Here is a 22,850-nt window from a genome sequence, read left to right on the forward strand (position 1 = left end):
CGCTTCAATTAAATGAAGCGCCCTTTTTTATTGACTACTCCCTCATGCTTTCAGAGCCCGATTCCCCACGGTCTGCCCCATCCTGCCCAATTCCTGATTCCTGACTAAATTTTTATGGAATCTATTTGCGCCTGCATCTATATACCTGAAAGCGCTTTCAGTCATTTAATTATTTACCATTAAACCCTTATGCAATGGCTGAAATAAATACCGGCGGCTCAGAACGTGGCCGTAAAAGAGGCACCCGATCAAAAAAGAACAGTACACGTGTTGATATGACACCTATGGTAGACCTGGGCTTCCTGCTCATTACCTTTTTCATGCTCACCACAACTATGATGAAACACAGAACAACTGATCTGCTGATGCCTGCTGAAGATAAAGACCATCCTTCCGTACTGGCAGATAGTAAGTCACTTACGATCCTGTTAGGTGCCAACAATAAAGTCAGCTATTACGAAGGTATTGGCAATGACCCTGCCCATCCTCCTGTAGTAAAAAATTCTTCCTATGCCAATAACCATGGTATACGCGATGTCATTATCGACAAACGTGATCGTGTGATGGCCATGCATAAGAAGGATGACCTGATGGTACTGATCAAAGCAGACAAACATGCCAGCTATAAAAATGTAGTGGATATCATGGATGAAATGCTCATCAACCATGTAGGCAGATATGCGGTAGTAGACATCACAGCAGAAGACGAAGCTTTCTTAAAATGAGTTACCTTAGTAAGGTAAAACTCATTTACTATGGCAATAACTCATTCCATTCCGGTTGTGGACCTCGCCGCCTTTACCTCAGGCGACGCCGCCAGTAAAGCCGCTTTTGTAGAGCAGCTTGGTAAAGCTTACGAAGAAGTAGGCTTCGTGGCGGTAAAAAATCACGGTATTTCTGACGATCTTATTGCAAAATTGTACAAGTATGTACAACTGTTTTTTACCCTGCCGTCCGACATCAAGCGGTCTTATGAGATTCCTGAGCTGGCCGGTCAGCGTGGCTACACTTCCTTCGGGAAAGAACACGCCAAGGGTTATGAAGCGCCTGACCTGAAAGAATTCTTCCAGTTTGGTCAGACTGTAGAAGATGATGACCCGATCGGCGCAGAATACCCTCCCAACGTGGCTGTAAAAGAAATTCCGGCGTTTACGCCTACCTTCTTTGACGCCTACCGTGGTTTTGAACAATCAGGGAAAGCATTGCTGCAGGCAATTGCCATCTACCTCGGACTGGATGAGTATTACTTTGATCAGTTTATTCATAATGGTAATTCCATTCTGAGGGCTATACATTACCCTCCTATCACGGAAGAACCTTCTTCGGCCATCCGCGCAGAACAACATGAGGATATCAACCTCATTACCCTGCTGGTAGGAGCTTCCGCAGATGGATTACAGATCCTGGATAAACAGAACAACTGGGTACCCGTTACCTCATTGCCTGAACAGATCGTTGTAAACGTTGGCGATATGCTCCAACGCCTTACCAATAACCGCCTGAAATCAACCACACATCGCGTCGTGAATCCTCCGCGTGACATGTGGCATACCAGTCGTTATTCCATTCCATTCTTCCTGCATCCAAAATCAGAAATGCCACTGAATGCACTGGAAAGCTGTGTTACTGCCGAACATCCACTCGCCTACGAACCTATCACCGCCGGCGAATATCTGGATGAACGTCTGAGAGAAATCGGTCTTAAAAAATAACCATACACAGAAAACGCTCCATTACGGAGCGTTTTCTTTTTCTCTCTTATATGCTGATTTATACTACTCGCTAATTCACGCTACCCGCGCCGCCACTTTCCTTCTTCACCAGCGTCTTATCTTCTTCCAGCACAGCTGTATTACCGCTGAATAACTGTACAAAGTAATCCTTCATCTCATTCGTCATACGGTACTCGTTTTGTGGGAAATTCAGGAAATAGCTATGCTGCCGACCCACCTGCTCCCGAAAGTTGACATAATTTGCATTTTGGCCAATCGTCCTTTCAGTTTCTCTCCCAGCTGCGGCTTCAATGTCAGCAGATGAGCACCTTTTAGTTGCCAGTCTGACCTGTTATAATGAATATAGATCTTATTCGCAAAATGAATGTTCTCTACCCATTCCTGATGCCCCTTCGAAGGAACACAGGCGGCATTGATCACCACATTATCAATAAACGGTTCATTATTCAACTGCTGGTAATCCTGCCCTTTCATCATTTCCATCAGTATGATATTGCCCATACTATGACAGAATGTAGACACCTTCACCTGTTGCATCCAGTCTTCCTTCTCCCTCCTGGCCTGCTGTATAACCCGAAGCAGCCGGTAATAATGCGGAGCAGATAAACGGGCATTCTCCCGCGCAAACCTGAAATTACGTGCTGGCCGGTACGTCGTATTGATGCTGGCATAATCAAACATGATCACATTCACCTGATATTGTGACCGCATGAGCAATGCCCTCTCCACATTGGTAGTAAAGATCTTACCCATCCCCTCTGCATAAACGACGATATCCCGCTTTTCCGGCAATAGATGCATCGCATCTGCCAGTGTAGGCGTCTGAAATACATTCCATTGCCCACCGTGCTTCTGCAAGAAGAAGTATTTCAGCCCGGAAGTATCCACATATTCATCTACAAAGCGCAAATTATCCTTGTGCAGGTGTCGGTTGCTCACAAAAACCAGACAGGTATCTGTTGCCGACGGCGTAACACTATCTGACTGTAAACAGAAATTTGCCCAATAATCGTCACTGTTGTAGAATGATAACTGAGCATGTACGTTCAGTGAGAGTGTTATGCATAGGATAACAAGAAATCTCTTCATAAAACTGCTTCTATTATTAAAACATTCATTACCAATGAATTGACAGGCTACCAGATAGAGGTGGGAAGTATTCAATATCCTGTAAAGTCTTGACAATGTACAACAAGTATTATGCCTGTACCTCAAAGACTTAACCGAAGAAAATCAACAGTTTGTCGCTTTATAGTTTGATATTGTCAGGAAATTATTGAAATTCGGGCAGCCTAATAAATACTAAAGCGTGTTTCTTCGTCATATTCCTTTCCTGCGCGCTGTTTTCATGCATAGCATCACAGCATATGGTGGCCCACAAGGTCACCTGGCAATGATGTTGAAAACATTTGTACACCAAAGACGGGATGTGACAGAACAGGAACTGATGGAATACAACGCTTTCTGTCAATTGTTACCCGGCGCTTCTTCTTCCCAGACGCTTACACTCATCGGATATAAACGTGGCGGCATCTCGCTGGCTGTAGCCACCCTGTTGATCTGGATAGCTCCTGCCTGTATACTTATGGGCTCCCTTAGCTTCCTTTTGCAATATTTCGATCAGAAAGCGCTTAATACGGATATCTTTAAGTACGTACAGCCAATGGCCGTAGGTTTCCTTATCTATGGAAGCATGCGGGCATTCCGGATCAGTATACGCAACCTCGCTACGGCAATGATCATGATATCATCACTGGTGATTGCCTATTTCTTCAAATCTCCGTGGACCTTTCCCTGCCTTATTATATTAGGCGGAATCGTGTCGAATTTCAGTGATAAACGCATTCCGGATATTCAGGATAAGCCCAAAAAGATCCGGTGGACCAACATCTGGCTTTTTGCCCTATTATTCATACTGGCAGGGTTCTTTTCCGAGCTGGCCCGTACGCATGACTGGATCACACGTCGTCCCTTCAACTTATTTGAGAACTTTTACCGTTTTGGCAGTCTTGTGTTTGGTGGAGGAGATATCCTGATCGCAATGATGCTGGAACAGTATGTATCCCGCGCTAAGACGCAATTTATGAGTGCTGAAGAATTACTGACAGGAGCCGGTATTATGCGGGCTTTGCCAGGCCCTACCTTCTCTATCACTGCATATGTCGGTGGTATGGTAATGCATAGTCTGGGGCCCGGTTATCAGCTATTGGGATGTATATTGGCACCTGTCGCCATATTCCTGCCCAGCTTACTGCTCGTCTTATTCTTCTTCCCCATATGGCATAACCTGAAGAAATATGTGGTCATTTACAGGGCATTGGAAGGTATTAATGCCGTAGTGGTAGGGATCATGTGGGCAGCCACGATCATACTGTTCATGGCCATCCCACAAAACGGATATACGATTGCGGTAACTGCTGTTACACTGACCGTACTTTGCATTTCACGCATACCGTCCCCATTTATAGTACTCGCCTGCCTCATCTTAGGCTGGCTATTATAGTCGCCTACTCCGGACGCGTCGTTTTCTGATTTTTCTTAAACACCATTGCTGACAATGCTGATGCTACCACCCCTAATACAGCATTCGTAAAAAAGATATTACCTGCCAGATAGATCCAGAAATTGGGGTTTTCCGTCTGCGATGCTGCAATAAAATGCATAACGATTGTAAACAACGCGATGATTATAATCGCCCATAATGTCGTTCTGAATCCCATCGCAAACAAGGCCATGGAAGACGTACGCTCATGATGCTGACTGTTATAATGAATAACGGAAAACAATACACCGAGAAACATCAGCAGATTGCCCAGATACCCTGTCCATAAATTACCTGACATATTGGTGAAATAGAAGATAACCGTAAACACCACAGAGATGACCGCAATGATGATTCCGTACACCGGAGCCAGGTTAACGTGATGATGATGTTGATGATTGACTGTTTGCATAACGGTTCATTTTTAGGTTCTAAAAATCAAACTGCTATACAGTGTAAAACAATTATTATTCCACATGCGCCTGTGCCATCTCTTCCACTTTCTCTATCGCCTTCCGCAGATCATTCTTCGTCTTATCAATATCTTTCCACAGATCACCCACCTCTTTCACTCTGTCACGCATATTTTCTATTGTAAAATTGCTGATTGCGAGATCATCATTCAACTCATCCCAATTTAAAGGAGCTGACACCGTAGCTGCTGGTTTCGGACGTACTGAATAGGGCGATGCGATTGTCTGTCCACGGCTATTCTGCATATAGTCTATATAGACTTTCTTATTACGTTTAGACTTTGTACGGATCACGCTGGTAATCTTCGGCAGATCCTGTTGTACCTGTTTGGCCACATACTCGGCAAATAAGCGACAGGTTTCATAATTATACTTTCCTCCCGTAGGAACATAAATATGCAATCCTGAAGCCCCGGAAGTCTTACAGAAAGATTGTACCCCTACTTTATCCAATAACTCCTTTATAGCGAGTGCCGTTTCAACGACATATTTAAAAGCAATATTCTCCGGATCCAGATCCAGCACGATATAATCCGGATTGTCCAGCTTTTTTACCCGCGATAACCATGGATTCATTTCAATACAACCCAGATTTGCCATATAAATCAAGGTCGCAGCATTATTACACACGAGATAATCTACATCACGGGATGCAGATGCCGCATGCAGTGTAATAGTTTTTATCCAGTCAGGTGCTGACTCCGTATCCACATCTTTCTGATAGAAGCCAGCGTCTTTAATCCCGTTCGGAAAACGATGCAGACTAAGCGGGCGATCTTTCAGATATGGCAATACATAGTCCGCCATATCCATATAATAATCGATCAGGTCACCTTTTGTGATCTTCTCATCAGGCCAGTACAATTTCTGCTGATTGGTCAATGGGACTTTTTACTGTTGAGTGTCACCACCCGCTCTTTTTCACGTGTTGCTTTCGCCGGGGCGGCACTTGCCGCAGCTTTTTTTGTAGCCATCTTTGTCGGTTTTGCGGTTTCCTGATGTACCTCTTTCGCCGGTTTATCTTTCCTCAATCCCAGAAATACCGGCTGTCGTAACTGCCTGTCACTCGTCCATGAAGAGAATTTCACCTGACACACCAGTTGTGGTTTAACCCAGGTGACAGGTGTATTTGTCCTGATTTTTTTATCAAAGGGCGAGGTTTTCTGCCGCAGTGGCTGCATCTTTTCATATAGTTCACTGATCAGCGTGCCGTTTAGTCCGCCGCCACAGTTCCCCACATATCGCAATTGCTTATCATCATCATATACTCCTAATACCAGAGAACCTATCTTCTTTCTGCTTCCCTTTGGATCAGTATAACCACAAATGATCGCTTCCTGTTCATCAATGATCTTTATCTTCAGCCAGGCCATAGACCGTTTACCTTCTGCATATAAACTGTCGCCTTCTTTTGCAATAATCCCTTCCCAACCCTTTTCTTTTGCCTGTTTATAGAGCGTTTCACTATTATCAGGAACATGCTCTGAATAAAGAATATCTTTGTGCTTCAGCTGCTTCACGACTGTTTTCAACAATTCTTTGCGCTGGAGCAATGGCATAGCTTTCAGGTCTTCTCCATCCAGCTCAAGCATATCAAATACTATGTATACAAGATGACCCGAAGGGTCGTTTTTATAGTTCTGCAATGACTGAAAATCGGAGCTGCCGTCTTTTTTCAAAATAACGATTTCTCCATCCAGCACAGCATCATGCTGCAGCTTCTCTAAAGCGCTTACAACCGGCGCATAATCCTTATTAAATGACAAATGATTTCTCGAATACAATTCCACGTTTCCATTTCTCACATCTGCAATTGCGCGATAACCATCCCATTTCGTTTCAAATATCCAACCCTCCCGGCTGAAAGGTGCATCTACGAGCGTAGCCATCATGGGCGTAAATAGTTCTTTCTTACGCTTTGTGGACGCCTTTGCTTTTACCGGTGAGGCTTTTTTTTACTCTCAGCTTTCATCTTCTCCTTCTCTTTCACACCTTTATCTTTGACGCGTTGCGGTGTAAAATCCTCGCTATTGTATGCTCCTTTTACGGCATAATCATCTTTATGTTTAAGCAGTAGCCACGCATTATCATCTGTATTTTTCATCTTCACCAATGCGAATTCTCCTTTTACTTTCCTGCCTTTCAAACGTATTTTCAGATTCCCTTCTTTGATTTCTTTACCCGCTTCTTTGTCAAAACTGCTACCATCCTGATGCAGTAACTCGTAGCTGCCTTTATCCCACACATAAACAGACCCTGCCCCATAATTTCCTTCCGGAATTACACCTTCAAAATCTTTATAGTCATATGGATGGTCCTCCACCTGCATGGCCAATCTTTTATCTGAAGGATTCATGGAGGGACCTTTGGGTACCGCCCAACTTTTCAGCACACCATCTACTTCCAACCGAAAATCATAATGCAGACGTGATGCATGATGTCGCTGTATGACAAAAATGTGTTGCTTACCGGCACTCTTTTTCTTCCCGCCTTTAGGCTCTGCCGTCTGTTTAAAATCACGTTTCTCATCATATGTTCTCAGGCTACTCATGATGCACGTTTTTTAGTGGTTTTTCCTGTAGATGGGTTCAGACTTGCTTTCAGCTGACTGAACAGATCGCTGCTTTTCGTGTGTACTACTTTCAGCTTCTTCACGGTCCGTCGTTTGCCACTGGCTTTTGCTTTAATAATCTTCAGTAATTCTTCATGATAAGTATCTTTGAATTGGCTGATATCAAATTCGGTGGTATAACTATCCACAAGTTGTATCGCCATATCCAGTTCCTTTTTACTGATCTTTGTATTGGATGGAAAAGACAGCTCTTCAGGAGAACGGATTTCTTGTGAAAACCTTAGCTGTTGCAACATCAGATAATCTTCTCTTGGGCGGATGATGGCCAGATGTTCACTCGTTCTGAGTACAAAACGCCCCAGACCGGCCTTACCCGTTTTCTGCAGGGTTTTCAACAGTAGATCATATGCCTTTACGCCCGCTTTATCCGGCTCAATAAAGTAGGGTGTTTCGAAATAGATGTCATCTATTTCCTCCAGTTCTACAAATGATTCGATGGTGATGATCTTACTCTTTTCAGGACTGGCTTCCTGAAAATCCTCGTCCTCAAGGATCACGTATTCATCGTTATACAGGTATCCTTTGACGATCTGTTCCCATGGCACTTCTTTACCTGTATCTTCATTCACCCTCTTAAATTTTATATGGGCGTGATCTTTCCTGTCCAGCATGTCCAGGTCCAGTCTGCTGTCCTGTACTGCGCTGTACAATTTGATGGGTATATTCACTAACCCAAAACCGATTGTTCCTGACCATACAGCTCTCATAAAAAGATAATTTAGTAGTGATAATGAGTGAAAACCAAACTATATGCCATGGCACGTGTTTTGGATTTTATCCTTTAACAAAAACCTTTGTTTATGGAAAAGCCAGGCGAAATGACCACCCTTAGCCGGGTGATGCAAAAATTACATGAAAAAGGCCTAGACCACGAACTAAAAATGAGTGATCATGGCAGAATGCAGAATATAGAAAAACAAAAGATCTACAATCCGGAAGAATTGAAGATCATTAAAACCTACCGGTTTGAAGGTGAGTCAGATCCGGGCGATATGTCCGTACTGTATCTGATAGAGGACAAGGAAGGCGAAATCGGCTATGTACTGGATGCCTATGGTGTTTACAGTACCCATGAGGAGGCCGGATTCGATGAATTTATCCAGAAAATACCGGTAGAAGACAGGGAAGATCAGTTGATCTTCGCGTAAGATATTTTCAATCAGAAGATGAAAAAGAGAAGGATTAAGATTAATAGCGTCAGCTAATTCTTAATCCTTCTCTTTTTCTAATTCTTTCCATTTTTTTCTGTTCTTTCATAAACTTCAGCAGTACCTTTTCGTCACTATGTAAGCCATCGTCAGAAGGCTCCGTTCTCGCTGCTCTCAGTTCTTCCAGATAAGGTTCCAGTTCACATAATTCATACGCTTCCAGAATTTTTGGATGGATATAATATTTCTTACATACAGCTCTTGTATTACCGAGTTTGCCGGCCACGCTGTCTATAATCTGTACAAGGTTCTGTTTACATTCATGTGCTGAGGCAAATGGGGTAAGATCTGCCAGTAGATTCAGGGCATTCACGGTACCTGACCATGTACGGAAATCCTTACAGGTAAAATCATCGCCGGTCCATTGCTTCAGGTATTCATTGATATCTCCTGAGTCAAGGCTTTTATGATCTTCCCCTTCATAATATTGAAATAATTCCTGTCCGGGAATGTCTTTCACCTTATGCAGTAGTTTGGCTAATTGGGCGTGTTTAAGCGTTATTTTATGCATCACGCCCTTCTTCCCTTTAAACTTAAAAAAGGCCGTATTTCCGTCTATTTTCACGTGTTCTGAATGCAATGTCGTCAGGCCGTAAGAACCATATAATTTCTCATAAGATGCATTCCCGACTCTTATCAGCGTTTCCTGCATAACGCTCAATGCGATGGCGCTAACTTTCTCTTTATCAAGGCTTTTTTTACGCAATGCAGCTGTAATATGTTCACGCAATTGCGGTAGTTTCTCCCCAAAATGTAGCAGGCGATCGTACTTGGTTTCATTACGCACTTTTGCCCAGGTAGAATGATAGCGGTATTGTCTTCTTCCCATGGCGTCAATCCCGGTCGCCTGCAGATGACCATTGGCATATGGAGAGATCCATACTTGTTCCCATGCAGGAGGTAATACCAGCCCCCGGATCCTTTTCAGTACATCCTCGTCTTTGATAATATCTCCATGTTGGTCACGATACCGAAAGCCGCCCTTTATCCTTTCACGGCTATAACCTGTCGTACCAGACTTCACATAACGTAGTTTGACAGCTTTGGCAGTAGCCATTGCTTCAGCAAGCAGATCCATAATTGTAGTATTTTATACTAACCATTCACGATTTCGCCCCCGTTCGGATGCAGTACCTGTCCTGTCATATAGCTGGCATCATCACTGGCCAGAAATACGTAACTGGTAGCTACTTCCACAGGTTCTCCGGCTCGTTTTAAAGGCACATCCGAACCAAATGATTCCACATGTTCTGCATCAAAGGTGGCAGGTATCAACGGCGTCCAGATGGGTCCCGGGGCTACTGCATTTACCCTGATCTTTTTCTCTGCCAGCGTAGCAGCCAGTGAGCGTGTAAAACTTACAATGGCTCCTTTGGTGCTGGCATAATCGATCAGGTGTCCGCTTCCCCTGTAGGCAGTCACAGATGTTGTATTAATGATCGCGGCACCTTCTCTCAGATGCGGAAGAGCTGCTTTTGTGAGATAAAACTGTGAAAAGATATTGGTAGCAAAAGTTTTCTGTAACTGCTCTGCCGTAATATCTTCCAGTTTTTTCTGCGGATATTGTACGGCTGCATTGTTTACCACGATGTCCAGTCTGCCGAAAGTATCTACCGCTTTTTCAACTATTGCTATGCAGTGCTTCTCATCTGTCACATCACCGGGTATCAGTACTGCCTTACGACCGTATTCCTGCACATGTTTTTGGGTGAGCGCCGCGTCTTCGTGTTCATCAAAATAGGCGATAATCACATCAGCGCCCTCACTGGCAAAAGCAACTGCTACGGCTCTTCCAATACCACTGTCACCTCCGGTAATAACCGCTACCCTATCCATCAGTTTACCCACCGGCACATCTTTTTTCTCAAACACCGGCTTTGGATCCATATCGGCTTCTATTCCCGGCTGACGGGGCTGTTCCTGTTCTGGTCTCAGTGGTTTCTTTTCTTCTGACTTTTGCATGATCATGTAGATTTAAGAAAGGCCTCTTGCATATCAGTATGCAGAGGCCTTAGGGTTCTCATTTATAAGTTATGCTTATTCAGCAGCAGCTTCTTCATTAACAGAAGATTCTGCTATCTGCGTCAGCAGGCTATCTGTTTCTTTTTCTTCATTCAGCGTCTGTTCCAGCAATTGTGCTACTTCGTCATGACCCATTTTACTGGCCAGTGTGCGCAGACTACCATAAGCGGCAATCTCGTAGTGTTCTATTTTCTGAGAGCAGATAATGATACCTGCATCTCTCACAGCAGTATCTTCTTCTGTATCATCTACTACTTCCTGTCCTTCTGCGATCAATCCTTCCATTGCTTCACATTTCTTTGCTTTTGGCGCCTGACCAATAATTTCAAACACCTGTTCCAGACGAGCCACATGTTCTTTTGTCTGTTCCTGATGATGACTGATAGCATCGATCAGTTCTTCTGAAGTCGCTGCCTTCTGCATTTTTCCGAGTGCCTTTACAAGGTTCTTTTCTGCCCAGTAAATGTCTTTCAGTTCATCCACAAACAGTTTGTGAAACTTAGAGTTGGGCATATCTTCATTTTTACTGTTGCTCCTGGAGGATGATTTTGGAGCAGTACGAGATGCTGACATAGATTTGCTGCCAGCAGTACTTCTTGTTGATGTAGCAGTTTTGCTGGTCCTTGATTGGGTTCTTGTTGCCATATTTTTGGAGTTTAATAGTGATTAGTAAATTATTCTTCAGGAATGACCTTCGTGTCTTCTTCGTCATACGTATGACCTGTTTCCATGATATCCTTATCGGGGAAAAGATCTGGTGATCTCTCCTGTACGTCTTCCCTGTCCTGTTCTGCCATCACTTCTATCCTTTCTTCTTCTGCCTTCGGATTGGGAGGCGTACGTTTAATATCATGATCCGGTATCTCGTTCGGCACAGGAGGCGGAGGACCTGGCGGTGAAGGAGGAGGCGTTATTTCCGGGTTATTTGGTTTTGGCGGTTCTTCCTGTGGAATGGGTTGCTTTTCCGGTACCCCACCCGGATTCGGATTCCCCGCTGCCATATAATAGTATTGCATAAGATTAATTTTTTGGGTGAACGATTCCTGTAACAATGAGCAGTTGTATCGCGATGTTTTTCAACGTATTCTATAGTGTTGAAAAGACAAAGTTCATTCCAGTGGCATATAACTGTTGTTCCTGACGGTTTTAATGCATCTTACCAAACCCACCAAACCTTTTACAGCACAGCATTTCATAGACCATCATTTCACTTTAAAGCATATATGAAACAGTTTAGCAGCCACGACCGGTAGCCATGTAGAATATGCATTTCACTATGTGGAAATTGATGGATACTGTTTATGAAATTATAATTGTGGAATTGGCATACATAGCACAATATTTGTATACATATGACAGCAGTTACCGGATATACGTGCAGACATTACCTGTGAAAGAGAAGCTTTATTGGCTTCTGATTATCATGTAATTAACGTAAATTAGAAAGCTCACCACACAATCAGCGGGAAAAATGCATATACCTGTACAAAAGAAGATCAGACTGGGATTTTTTATCGCATTTACTGTGATCATCGTCGCCTCCATATGTTCGTTTCTGGTAACAAAAACGTTGCTGGATAATGCCCGGTGGATGAACCAGACGATAGAGATCTCTAAAAGTCTGGAAGTAATCACCAAACAGCTGAAGGATGCAGAATCTGCCCTGCGGGGGTACCGGCTTACGCAGGATACCGCCTTTCTGCGGCCCACTATGCATGAACGCAGTGTCAAAATTCAGGAAGAGTATATGTTGTTGCGCCGTATTACGGCTGACAGCCACCGGCAGCAGTTACACCTCGATACCCTGAAAAAGCTGCTCGAAAAGAAATACCAGCAACTGATCGCAGGTGAAGCGAGACTATCTGTACGTCAGACAGACACGAGTGCGGTACAGGAAGGGGAAAAGTGGATGGACAAAATAGATGTGAAAGTACAGGACATGCTGCATATCGAAAATGCAAAACTGCATCAGAAATCGCGGTTACAGGACTTTTTCTCTGCCATCTGGATACCTGTCATCTTTATTTCTTCGCTGATGGCCATCCTGATAGGTATTTATTCTTACGTCACGCTGACACGGGAATTCAGGCTACAATTGCATATCGAGTCGAGGCTGAAATCCTATCAGCATGACTTGCAACAGAATATCAAACTGCTGAATAAATCAAACGAAGAACTGGAGCAGTTTGCCTACGTCGCCTCGCATGACTTACAGGAACCCTTACGTAAAATATCTACCTTTAGCGACCGCTTACAGACAAAATACGGAGACCAGTTGCCACAGGAAGCATCTGATCTGATTGTGCGTATGGTAGGCGCCGTAGGACGCATGCGTGTATTAATCAATGATCTGTTACTCTTTTCCCGTGCCGGCCGTATTACACCTGAGCATATCGTAAAAGTAGATATGACAGCGATCCTGCAGGAAGTAACGGGAGATCTTGAAGTAAGTCTGCAGGAGAAAAAGGCGATGGTCAATATCTCTCTGTTGCCGGTCATTGAGGGCATGCCCACCGCATTTCACCAGTTATTTCAGAATATCATCGCCAATGCGATCAAATTCGCAGATCCCGGCAGACAGCTGGTTATCAATATCAGGTCTGAACAGGAAAATAACCAATGTCGTATTTATATAGAAGATAATGGTATAGGTTTTGACCCGGCTTATGCCGAGCGCATCTTTTTGTTGTTTCAAAGGTTACACGGCATGAGCGAATATTCCGGTACCGGCATCGGGCTGGCCATCTGTAAAAAAATTGTAGACAGCCATCATGGACACATCACCGCATTGGGATCACCTGGTAAAGGTGCAACCTTTATTATTGAATTACCACTAACACAAACCCTCTACAATGAATAAAATTAAAACTGCCGGAAAAATTAGCATCCTTATTGCTGATGATGATGCTGATGACAGAGAGCTGATCCAGGCAGCTTTTGATGAAAACAGTACACAGCACCACATTAGTTTTGTGGAAAACGGCGAAGAACTCCTGCATTATTTAAACCGTGATGGTCACTATGCGGATGAAACGCTACACCCTTTTCCACAAATTATCCTGCTGGACCTGAACATGCCTAAAAAGGACGGAAGGGAGGCATTACGCGAACTAAAGGAAAACGACATTTTTAAGAGTATCCCTGTTATCGTTTTAACCACTTCCATGGAAGAAAAAGATATTATTAACAGTTATGAGCTGGGTGTAAACAGCTTTATTATAAAACCGGTCACCTATTCGGGCCTCGTGGAATTTACCCGCGTATTAGGACAATATTGGTTCGAAATAGCAGAACTGCCAAATGTTTAGAGAATGACAGATCAACCCGTACATATATTAATGATAGATGACGATGAAGATGACTTTTATCTCGTCAGCCAGTTATTACAGGACATCTCACCGGGGCAGTACCAGCTTGACTGGGCGCCTACTTATTCCAAGGCAGTAGAAGAAATAGACCGGAAGGTACATGATATCTACCTGGCTGACTATCGCCTCGGACCTTATACAGGGATTGATATCCTTCATCATTTCCAGCAACTGGAATATAAAGCGCCGGTGATCATGCTGACTGGTAAAGGTGACTATACGATCGATAAGGAAGCCATGCAGGCAGGTGCTTCTGACTACCTTGTCAAAGGGGAAATCAGTGCCGATCTGTTGGAAAGGTCTATACGTTACGCGTTGGATGAAGCACGTCACCTGCGGATCATCGAAGAAAACGAAAAGAAATACTTCGGTGTATTCGAAAAAGCGCATGACCTGATTATCCTCGCAGATTGTGATAAGAACGTTATTGATGCGAATCCATCTGCTATCAGGACCCTCCAATACAGTAAGGAAGAAATGCTGGAGTTAAATCTCAAGCAGTTATTCTTTCTGGAAGAGCAAAGCAAACACTTCTTCGATCATATCTGCGGAGAAGATTCCAGTCTGCGTACAGAGTATAACTTCGTCACCAAACACGGAAAGAAACTGGATGTGATGGTGAGTGCCGTGATGCTAGACGATGCCGAACAGATATTCCTTTGCGTCGTACAGGATATCACGGAAAGAAAGCGCGAGGAACTGGAAAAACAGCAGCAGCAGAAATTTGTAGTAACAGGTCGTATTGCCCGTGTGATCGCACATGAGGTAAGAAATCCGCTTACGAATATATTACTGGCAGTCAGTCAGTTTAAAGGCGAACCAGTCAGTGTGGAAGACAGTCAGATATATGTTGATATTATCGAACGTAACTGTACCCGCATCAACCAGCTGATCACGGAACTGCTGCATTCTACCAGAATGATCGAACTGAATGTACATCAGCATGGTGTAAATGAATTGACTGATAAAGCGCTTGCTTTAGCGCAGGATCGTTTACAACTGAACGAGATCAACGTGAAGAAAGACTATCTGAAACAGGATGTGCTGATTCCGGCTGATGAAGATAAGGTGGTGATCGCACTGCTGAATATTATCATTAATGCTGTTGAGGCAATGACACCCGGTAAAGGATTGCTTACTTTGCAGACGACAAAACAAAGAGACAAGGCCATTATTACCATCGGTGATAATGGGCCCGGTATTCCGGAAGAAACAAAGAGTCGCCTGTTCGATCCGTTCTTTACCAATAAACCTAAAGGAACCGGTCTGGGATTAACCAGCACGCAAAACATCATTATGAACCATAAGGGCACAGTACACGTAGAAAGTGAAGAGGGAGAAGGAAGTGTATTTACAATCGTACTGCCTACTAACTAATCATAGTCTGACTATACTAATGCTACGTTAATGCTACGTTTATCTCGTAGCATTAACGTAGCATTAGTATAGTCAGACTATGATCAAGCTATATTTCTTTCATTTTCTCTTCAGTATTCTCTATCGCTTCTTCCACAGAATGTGACTCTTTCATATCCATTCTTTTTTTCGTTTCTTCCGCCAGTCTGCAGTAATAGTTATGCAGCGTATCCAGTTCCTGCTCAGTAAGATCTTCCACTACGATCAACCTGTTACTTGCCATTTTATTGGCAGCAATCAATTCATTTAATTTCAATTGTACGGATTTTGAGTCTTTGTTCTGGGACTTCTGGATAACGAATACCATCAGAAAAGTGATAATAGTGGTACCGGTATTAATGACCAGTTGCCAGGTGTCTGAATAATGGAATATGGGGCCTGTTATTGCCCATATCAGGATTGCGCCCATGGCGATAAAGAATGCCCAGGGAGAGCCCGTGGCCTGAGCGACTTTACTGGAAAATCGCTCAAAGAAGTTCGCGCTTTTCTTATCGTCACTATTTTTTTGTTGCAGGTTATTTTGCGAATTCATAATGCACGGTTTTATGTTTCTTAAAAATGCAAATAGCATACCGTGCAGCATAAAAAAAGGCCTGCTGGAAAGCAGGCCCCTGATTGAATATTAAACAAACATTATATTGATATCGCTTAGTAATTAATATTGAGTAACCTTAATTTGTTGTATAAGGTTTTACGATCGATGTTAAGCAGTTGCGCTGCTTTCGTCTTATTATACTTCACTTCCTTGAGTACATTAATAATCTTATTGTACTCTGCCTGTAAAGCAACTGTTTTCAGATCGTTTTCATTTGTGATAGAGATCAGTTCACCTGACATATTTACCTGATGATCTTCCTCATATGGCTGCTGTGCGAATGACTCTTTCATTTCCAGTGGCAGTGTGGACAGGGTAATGTCCTCATGCTCCGGCGTCAGCAGACATGCACGGCGTATCACGTTTTTCAGTTCTCGGATATTACCCGGCCAGTTATAACGGCTGAAACATTCCCATACTTCATTGGCGATCTTACCACAATTTTTCTGCAGTTCTCTTTCTACCTGACGCATAAATGCATCTACGAACAGCGGAAGGTCTTCTACCCTTTCACGCAGTGGTGGAATGTAGGTAGTGAACTCGTTGAATCTATGGAAGAGATCTTCACGGAAGCGGCCTTTGGCTACTGATTCGGAGAGTTTCTCGTTGGACGCTACGATGATACGTACGTCGATTGGAATCTCTTTCAGATTACCTACTCTGCGGATCACTTTTTCCTGAATCACGCGCAGTAAGGCCACTTGAATATCGTAGGAAAGGTTGGCTACCTCATCGAGGAATAAGGTACCGCCGTGCGCCTGTTCAAAGGCACCAATTTTAGTATTGATAGCACCAGTAAACGCGCCTTTCTCGTGTCCGAACAGCTCACTGGCTGCCAATTCTTTAGAGAGGCTACCGCAGTCCAGCGCTACGAAAGGCTGGTTATGTCGTTTACTGTGATGGTGGATGAGGTGTGCAACAGATTCTTTACCAGTACCTGTTTCACCGAAAATGATCACACTGTAATCAGTTGGTGCGACCAGTTTAATCTGGCGGAACAGTTCTTTTGCTCCTACACTCTCACCATATACATATTTATGACTCTTATCAAGCATTTCACCGTCAGCACCACCATCGTCCACTGGCTGTGAGGAGCCATTGGCAGCAGGAGCTGCGCTAACCGTACGCATTGGCATGGACGACTCACGTTCACGTTCGGAGTCCATATGTGCAAATGCTTTATGTACAAGGTTCAATATTTCATCCGGATAAAGTGGCTTTGACAGGTAGTCATACGCTCCATTCTTCACCATATCAACTGCGACTCTGACATCAGTATAGCCGGTGATGATGATAACGATCGTACGTGGGTTTATCTGCAGAATATCCTGCAGCAACTGTGCACCATCGGTATCTTTTAACCGGTAGTCACATAACACCAGATCGAAAGTTTTTTCTTTCATCATCTTCAATGCAGTCGCACCACTCATGGTAGTATCCACCTTGAAGCCATGTTTACCTAAAAACTTGCTTAGTAACGTACAAATATTGATCTCATCGTCAATTATCAGAATATTTCTCATAATATTTATATGTGGTGTTAGACAACAGCGTTTTTAAATTTACAAATTATCATCTGCTTATTTCTGGCTTAACATATTACTCATCAGTTCATCCAGATTGGTCACATTGAATGGTTTTGCCATAAAATAACTGGCGCCTGCATTCAATGCTTTCTGCTTTTCCATTCCATTATCGTAAGCACTGATAGTGATAACCGGCAGTGCGGGACATTTCTTTTTGATGGCAGGAAGGGCTTCTAAGCCCGAACCATCCGGGAGATGTATATCGAGGAAAAGCAAATCAGGTTGTTGTTGCTGTAAGTATTGCATACCTTCTGTGAGTGCATGTACGTACTTCACCTTATAGCCGTGTTTTACAAGGCTTAATTGCAACAGTTTACAGATATCAGGTTCATCATCTATGATCAGAATAAACGATCCTTTTTTCCCCTCAGTAGTCAATATTTTATCGGACGGGTGGTCCACATCCGTTTTTATATGCTGTGCCATGCTTTCACTTATTCCATTAAAAATTGATTATCAAATGCTTGTAGATGTATTCTATACATAAAGCCGATCCATTCCGTTAAATCCACCCTATCCTTCCTAAATACCTTCACTTTATCATTCAAATATCAATCCATTACCAAACCCATGATTTTCACAGGGATAATAAATCCCACGCACTGCAAAGTTGTGGAATTATTTCCACAATACCTGTAGAGTGTCCACTAAATGCGATAACATTCACATCGAAAACTGGCATTCCCGGAGGTGGTATAGTAATTGACCTTTTATCTGTACAAATAAGATTTTCATTCATAGCTGTTGTTTAGTTATTGTCCCGGGTGTATCCCGGGACAATTTTTTTTCATTAACATCTCATTCACAGATTTCTCTTTTCAAGCGTCTACATTTGATTATCTAATAAATGTTTAATCCACACCTGCGCACTCCGCAGGTGTTAAATATTTTAACAGGTTGTTTTCTTGTTTTAAGTGAAGAGCCAGGTTTTTTAGCCTGGCTCCTTTATTCTTAATAATTTCTTAACCCGTTTTTTTTTGCGCTCCCGGCCATTCTGGCGAATATTACTGTTGACTTTAACCCAGTCTGTTGACCTGAGTCCACCTCGCCAACATCCCTCAAAGCAAACTTTACCTATATGAACGTGACTATAGAATATGGTATAGTCGGTATTCCGGAGCACCATATTAAAGTGACACATCAGCTTCCACCACAATACGCAGCCTATCGCTGTGACTTTGCCGATCCTGTTTTAGTGACTTCACCTGCAGTGGACATTATCTATCATACGGTAGTGGCTAATGGGTGTAGTATGAGTAACAATGTGTTTATTGTGAAAGAGCCGGTGCAATTACTGCCTAAAATGAAAGAAGCACTGAATATAGTATGTTGTATGGTGAAGGGCAGTGTAAACTTTTCTCACGTTGATCTGACTACCATACCACTATTACAGGGTCAGTATAACTGCTTTCATCTGGCAGGTTCACAACAGCCTACACTGTTTGTACCCGGCATCTATGAGGCACAGCATTATACTTTTAGCCGTGATATGCTTGCATATTATGCAACTCATTCACGCCTTGCGGACAGATGGGTATACAAAACAGACATGGGAATGCCTGCGTATCTGACGCCTACTCCCGGTATTATATGGGAAGGTCTACATCACCTGAATCATGAATTAAAATTCAGTATTGTGAATACCCCTTTAAGAAGAACCTGGCTATCCGGGAAATTGCAGGAATTATTGATTCTCATTCTGGAGCAGCAGGATACCAATACAATTTCGTCCTCTCATGATGTAACGTTCAATACGATCAAGGCATTCATACGGAATAACCTTGACAAAGACTTAAGCATATCTCAGCTTGCTTCCACCTATTTTGTCAGTCCCTCGAAACTGCGGCAAAGTTTTGTTAAATACTGCGGAATGTCTTTTTCCGATTATCAGCTTAAAATGCGCATGGAAAGAGCCCGCTCTTTATGTATTGCCAATGACATCAGTATCGCGCATATCGCTTATGTGGTGGGTTATAAAAATCCCTCTGCCTTGACGAAAGTCTATAAACACCACTATGGAGAAACACCCAGTGAAACAAGAAGAAATGGAGGCAGTGAGTGAATATCCATTTTTTCCACTATGATAATTTAAACAAAAACTGACTGCGAAAATTCCAACATAGGATAAGTAAATATGCCTCCCCGGATAATTTATGATAGCTTTATTAACCTAACTTTAATATTGCGATAGTATTAAGTTCAGCCTATAGACAAGCCTTTGCCCAATCGAAGAATAATTTAACCCTGTTATCAGCACCATCGACTCTGTTATACCCGTAATAAAAACAGCTATGACTATCATGCACTGGCCCCATGTTGAATGAGCCGTCAGGCACGTTAGCCCTGTCAACCTGACTACAAAAAGTATTAGTTAACCATACTTGATTTATATGGTAACCCAAACACCATATCGCTTCGGAATGAAGGACGATACAGACCATCATTTGCTTAACCATGTACCCGGAAGTATCCTATTGAATATGGGGTATTACGGGAGAGAAATATAGCAGCTTATATTTTTTGCTAAAATATCACAACCAACTTTCATAAACTCAACTAAGCATATGACAATTGACATTTTGTATAAGCTTAAGCACATTGACAACCTTATACGGATTAAAGGTACTGGCACTCCAGACCAGTTAGCCCACAGATTAGGCATATCAAGGAGAAGTCTTTTTGATTACCTGAATCTGATGAAAGAGTATGGTGCGCCCATCAAGTATTGTTCACAGCGTCAAAGCTATTACTATGAAACGGAAGGGCGTTTCATGGCGCTCTGCAAATTCAAAGAAGAAGGAGAAGAAATCAGCATCTAATTAAATAAGGCGTATGCAAAACGAGCACAGTTCATTACTCTCTGACAATGGCGCTGAAACAAGTCTCAGGCAAAGTGGCAAAGAAAACGGTCAGCGTGTCGGCTATTATTATATCATTACGAAAAGCCTAAAGAAAGCAGAAAAATGATGTAATGAGATGTATCTACATAAAAGGTTTGTTCACTTTGTACCTGTGTGATCAAAGAAGGATGTTCCGGAGACAGTAAAGATAGTCACGGGAGAGACATCAAAGACCGGTTATTGTGGCAGAAAGAATTACATCAGTTGCTGCAGGACAAAGTGAGGATCCCAAGGTATATTGACAGCTTTGAAGAAAACGGCAACTATTATCTCGTGATTGAGCGGATTAAGGGTAAATCACTCACACAGCGCCTGAAGGAGAACAGCGATAAAATCAGGGAAGGATTAATCAGCAAAAACAAAACAGGGCGGAGATTTCTCAGCACCTGCTGGGCATTATTGATCTACTGGAAAACTACATCATGAGCAGGTTGTTCACCGGGATGCGACGTCCAACAATTTTATGATCACTCCCGGTGGTGAGATTGCATTGATTGATATGGAGCTCAGTTATTCCATCGGGCAAAATCTGCCGCTCCACCCCTATCAGCTGGGGACACATGGCTTTATGTCTCCACAACAGTTAAGGACACTCACGCCTACCACACAGGAAGACATTTTCGCTTTGGGAGCGATAATAGCCCAGATGTGGACTTATATTTCTCCCAGCAAAATGAATGATACTTCATTTGAGGAGTTAAAAAAGCGACTCTACTTTTTCATTCCGGATCTTCTTATTGCCAATATTGCTATACAGTGCATGCATCCGGATCCGGCGGAAAGACCCAATCTTCCGACGATCAGAAATGTAATAAACGACTATAAACGTGCAGCTCCGAGTGTACAAAGGCAGCGTCCTGATGTTTATCAATACAATAAAGAAGGGTTCACAATACGATTCAACAGGTTATAAATACCCTTAGCACTCCTTTACTTGCAGACGCGGAGAAAGGATGGTTTACTGAGACGAAAAAAGGAGCAGATCTCGCTGAGAAAAATTAATCAACAAAGCATGGTATGCAAGTTTCAGTAAGGGTGCTGCAGGTGTCCTCTACTTCCTGAGCAGGGCGCAAAATGCAGGATTTGATATAAGTCGGACGATGCCCTTTATCAAAAAAAGCATGGAGCTGATTAATACAAAATCTGCAAACAGAGGATACAAGTGCGTCGCTCTATACAGGATCATCCGGCATTGCAGTTACTTTACTGGAAGCGCTGAAAGCCGGTCTTATCGACAACGATTTTTATACTAAGATCAGTCCATTACTCAACAAACCCGGTGAGGTATCAGATATTGCCAATGGTATTGCCGGACAAGGTCTGGCGACTATCATGTGTGCCGGAGGTATAGATAGTCAGGAGTCTGCTGACAGGTTACAACAATATCTGAGCACAATACTCGGTCAACAACAAAAAGATGGCTCGTGGTTATTCAATGCCGGCAAAAATAAGCTGAAAACAATCACCGGATTTTCAAATGGTATTGCCGGAATTATCTATTTCTTGTTGTGTCATGGCGAACATTCAGGCAATCAGGAAGCGGTTAAAGCCGCTGAAAAAGGATTACAATGGCTTATCAATAAAGCCATCAGCCATGGCAATAAGTTCAACTGGAGTTCGAGTTCGGCAAAAAGTTAAGTCCATGGCTGGATCAGGGAGAAGCAGGTATCGCTTTGGCTTTCATTAAGGCCTTTGCCGTAACTGGTCATCACAAATATAATAAATACGCTACAGGCCCACTGTTGAATCATCCTCAACAGATCGTCAATGCTAATCTGAGTCACTCAAACGGGTTAGCGGATTAGGAGAAATATACCTCGACGCTTATAAAACCTTCAATGATGATATATGGATCGAGCGCGCTGAGTGGATCACCCAACATATTTTACATCTGCAAATATGCATCCGACACGGCCGCTATTGGATCGCCCAACATGAACGTCAGCCCATTCCTACTTTTTCCACAGGTGTAACTGGTGTACTCCATTTTCTGCTAAGATTTATCAACCCCACATCTATTTCATTTCCTATGCTGCCGGGAAAGCAACTCATCCATCATTCAAGCTCAAACATCACTTCATATTTATTAAGACATGAAAATAATTGATACTGTAGATTCCATTTTCTCCTTTCCAGCAGAAGGTGAATATTAAATTCGTGCATGCGGGAACAGGTATGGTGATGAACTATGATAATGAAGTCATTAACCTGCCGGAGGCTTTTGACAAGCTACTGTGCTGCATATAAAGGATCAGCAATGGCGGGTCATGAGAGCAGATGTCGTAGATAGTCACAGTTATTTTAAAAAGAAAAGTATCACGCTTCACATTGCGGAACTGGACAATCCATTATCGGCTATTAGGCATGCTGTTCCT

At 42.9% G+C, this 22,850-nt stretch carries 26 protein-coding genes; 13 read left to right on the plus strand and 13 right to left on the minus strand.

The features are described from left to right. The first annotated feature begins 194 nt into the window (after positions 1-194). Both FEF09_RS17535 and FEF09_RS17540 read left to right on the plus strand, forming a co-directional pair. On the plus strand, positions 195-725 hold the full coding sequence (locus FEF09_RS17535; RefSeq protein WP_146306317.1) for an ExbD/TolR family protein: 531 nt from the start codon (positions 195-197) through the stop codon (positions 723-725). A 30-nt stretch (positions 726-755) separates the two neighbouring features. Then, positions 756-1,712 (plus strand): isopenicillin N synthase family dioxygenase, encoded by a 957-nt coding sequence (locus tag FEF09_RS17540; RefSeq protein ID WP_146306318.1) that lies wholly within the window; start codon positions 756-758, stop codon positions 1,710-1,712. 210 nt (positions 1,713-1,922) lie between these two features. Here the strand turns inward: FEF09_RS17540 and FEF09_RS17545 are convergent, their stop codons facing one another. Beyond that, positions 1,923-2,822 carry an alpha/beta hydrolase gene (locus FEF09_RS17545; protein WP_146306319.1) on the minus strand — a complete coding sequence of 300 codons (900 nt, stop codon included), beginning with the start codon at positions 2,820-2,822 and terminating at the stop codon, positions 1,923-1,925. Positions 2,823-3,042: 220 nt separating this feature from the next. Here FEF09_RS17545 and chrA point away from each other — a divergent pair, with 220 nt between their 5' ends. Next, positions 3,043-4,236 (plus strand): chromate efflux transporter, encoded by a 1,194-nt coding sequence (chrA, locus tag FEF09_RS17550; protein ID WP_146306320.1) that lies wholly within the window; start codon positions 3,043-3,045, stop codon positions 4,234-4,236. A gap of 4 nt (positions 4,237-4,240) precedes the next feature. Here the strand turns inward: chrA and FEF09_RS17555 are convergent, their stop codons facing one another. The 5 genes from FEF09_RS17555 to FEF09_RS17565 are packed head-to-tail and all read right to left on the minus strand — an operon-like array spanning position 4,241 to position 8,087. After that, the gene (locus FEF09_RS17555) at positions 4,241-4,687 is read right to left on the minus strand and encodes a hypothetical protein (RefSeq protein WP_146306321.1); all 447 of its coding nucleotides are present in this window, start codon (positions 4,685-4,687) and stop codon (positions 4,241-4,243) included. Between the two features lie 55 nt (positions 4,688-4,742). Beyond that, entirely contained in the window at positions 4,743-5,630 is an 888-nt protein-coding gene (gene ligD / locus FEF09_RS33160) for a non-homologous end-joining DNA ligase (RefSeq protein WP_261387560.1), read from the minus strand. After that, on the minus strand, positions 5,627-6,640 hold the full coding sequence (gene ligD, locus FEF09_RS33165; protein WP_261387561.1) for a non-homologous end-joining DNA ligase: 1,014 nt from the start codon (positions 6,638-6,640) through the stop codon (positions 5,627-5,629). Before ligD (FEF09_RS33165) ends, ligD (FEF09_RS33160) begins: the two co-directional genes overlap by 4 nt. A 44-nt stretch (positions 6,641-6,684) precedes the next feature. Further along, positions 6,685-7,299: a DNA polymerase ligase N-terminal domain-containing protein gene (locus tag FEF09_RS33170; protein WP_261387562.1), complete on the minus strand. Its 615-nt coding sequence runs from the start codon at positions 7,297-7,299 to the stop codon at positions 6,685-6,687. After that, positions 7,296-8,087, minus strand: a complete 792-nt coding sequence (locus tag FEF09_RS17565) for a Ku protein (RefSeq protein WP_146306322.1) — start codon at positions 8,085-8,087, stop codon at positions 7,296-7,298. Before FEF09_RS17565 ends, FEF09_RS33170 begins: the two co-directional genes overlap by 4 nt. Before the next feature lie 93 nt (positions 8,088-8,180). Here FEF09_RS17565 and FEF09_RS17570 point away from each other — a divergent pair, with 93 nt between their 5' ends. Then, the gene (locus FEF09_RS17570) at positions 8,181-8,528 is read left to right on the plus strand and encodes a hypothetical protein (RefSeq protein WP_146306323.1); all 348 of its coding nucleotides are present in this window, start codon (positions 8,181-8,183) and stop codon (positions 8,526-8,528) included. Positions 8,529-8,577: 49 nt separating this feature from the next. Here FEF09_RS17570 and FEF09_RS17575 read toward each other — a convergent pair whose 3' ends face one another. The 4 genes from FEF09_RS17575 to FEF09_RS17590 all read right to left on the minus strand — a co-directional run bounded on the left by FEF09_RS17575 (position 8,578) and on the right by FEF09_RS17590 (position 11,626). Then, positions 8,578-9,666: a DNA topoisomerase IB gene (locus FEF09_RS17575; RefSeq protein ID WP_146306324.1), complete on the minus strand. Its 1,089-nt coding sequence runs from the start codon at positions 9,664-9,666 to the stop codon at positions 8,578-8,580. Positions 9,667-9,683: 17 nt separating this feature from the next. Beyond that, positions 9,684-10,550 carry an SDR family oxidoreductase gene (locus FEF09_RS17580; protein WP_146306325.1) on the minus strand — a complete coding sequence of 289 codons (867 nt, stop codon included), beginning with the start codon at positions 10,548-10,550 and terminating at the stop codon, positions 9,684-9,686. A 75-nt stretch (positions 10,551-10,625) separates the two neighbouring features. Next, entirely contained in the window at positions 10,626-11,255 is a 630-nt protein-coding gene (locus tag FEF09_RS17585) for a ferritin-like domain-containing protein (RefSeq protein ID WP_146306326.1), read from the minus strand. Positions 11,256-11,284: 29 nt separating this feature from the next. Then, on the minus strand, positions 11,285-11,626 hold the full coding sequence (locus FEF09_RS17590) for a hypothetical protein (RefSeq protein ID WP_146306327.1): 342 nt from the start codon (positions 11,624-11,626) through the stop codon (positions 11,285-11,287). 455 nt (positions 11,627-12,081) lie between these two features. Here FEF09_RS17590 and FEF09_RS17595 point away from each other — a divergent pair, with 455 nt between their 5' ends. From FEF09_RS17595 to FEF09_RS17605, 3 genes are read left to right on the plus strand one after another with little or no spacing between them, the layout of a single operon-like run. Beyond that, entirely contained in the window at positions 12,082-13,470 is a 1,389-nt protein-coding gene (locus tag FEF09_RS17595; protein ID WP_146306328.1) for a sensor histidine kinase, read from the plus strand. Continuing rightward, complete coding sequence (locus FEF09_RS17600) at positions 13,463-13,918, plus strand: response regulator (protein WP_146306329.1); 456 nt, start codon at positions 13,463-13,465, stop codon at positions 13,916-13,918. Before FEF09_RS17595 ends, FEF09_RS17600 begins: the two co-directional genes overlap by 8 nt. A gap of 3 nt (positions 13,919-13,921) precedes the next feature. After that, positions 13,922-15,355, plus strand: a complete 1,434-nt coding sequence (locus FEF09_RS17605; protein WP_146306330.1) for a hybrid sensor histidine kinase/response regulator — start codon at positions 13,922-13,924, stop codon at positions 15,353-15,355. Between the two features lie 88 nt (positions 15,356-15,443). Here FEF09_RS17605 and FEF09_RS17610 read toward each other — a convergent pair whose 3' ends face one another. From FEF09_RS17610 to FEF09_RS17620, 3 genes are all read right to left on the minus strand, one after another. Further along, positions 15,444-15,926 (minus strand): low affinity iron permease family protein, encoded by a 483-nt coding sequence (locus FEF09_RS17610; protein WP_146306331.1) that lies wholly within the window; start codon positions 15,924-15,926, stop codon positions 15,444-15,446. A gap of 116 nt (positions 15,927-16,042) precedes the next feature. Next, the gene (locus FEF09_RS17615) at positions 16,043-17,512 is read right to left on the minus strand and encodes a sigma-54-dependent transcriptional regulator (protein ID WP_146306332.1); all 1,470 of its coding nucleotides are present in this window, start codon (positions 17,510-17,512) and stop codon (positions 16,043-16,045) included. A 57-nt stretch (positions 17,513-17,569) separates the two neighbouring features. Further along, a complete protein-coding gene (locus tag FEF09_RS17620) occupies positions 17,570-18,001 on the minus strand; it encodes a response regulator transcription factor (RefSeq protein WP_146306333.1) in 432 nt (143 codons plus the stop codon). 652 nt (positions 18,002-18,653) lie between these two features. Here FEF09_RS17620 and FEF09_RS17625 point away from each other — a divergent pair. From FEF09_RS17625 to FEF09_RS17645, 6 genes are all read left to right on the plus strand, one after another. Continuing rightward, positions 18,654-19,637, plus strand: coding sequence for a helix-turn-helix transcriptional regulator (locus FEF09_RS17625; RefSeq protein ID WP_146306334.1), 984 nt, complete (start codon positions 18,654-18,656; stop codon positions 19,635-19,637). A 634-nt stretch (positions 19,638-20,271) separates the two neighbouring features. Continuing rightward, on the plus strand, positions 20,272-20,394 hold the full coding sequence (locus FEF09_RS33175; protein WP_261387563.1) for a hypothetical protein: 123 nt from the start codon (positions 20,272-20,274) through the stop codon (positions 20,392-20,394). A gap of 13 nt (positions 20,395-20,407) precedes the next feature. After that, positions 20,408-20,542, plus strand: a complete 135-nt coding sequence (locus FEF09_RS33180; RefSeq protein ID WP_261387564.1) for a hypothetical protein — start codon at positions 20,408-20,410, stop codon at positions 20,540-20,542. 47 nt (positions 20,543-20,589) lie between these two features. Further along, positions 20,590-20,901, plus strand: coding sequence for a hypothetical protein (locus tag FEF09_RS17635; RefSeq protein ID WP_146306336.1), 312 nt, complete (start codon positions 20,590-20,592; stop codon positions 20,899-20,901). 37 nt (positions 20,902-20,938) lie between these two features. After that, entirely contained in the window at positions 20,939-21,388 is a 450-nt protein-coding gene (locus FEF09_RS17640; protein ID WP_146306337.1) for a hypothetical protein, read from the plus strand. A gap of 341 nt (positions 21,389-21,729) precedes the next feature. Beyond that, positions 21,730-22,113 carry a lanthionine synthetase LanC family protein gene (locus FEF09_RS17645; RefSeq protein WP_261387567.1) on the plus strand — a complete coding sequence of 128 codons (384 nt, stop codon included), beginning with the start codon at positions 21,730-21,732 and terminating at the stop codon, positions 22,111-22,113. The last annotated feature ends 737 nt before the right edge of the window (positions 22,114-22,850 follow it).

This window comes from Chitinophaga pinensis (genome assembly GCF_007896845.1).
Classification (GTDB): Bacteria; Bacteroidota; Bacteroidia; order Chitinophagales; family Chitinophagaceae; genus Chitinophaga; species Chitinophaga pinensis_C.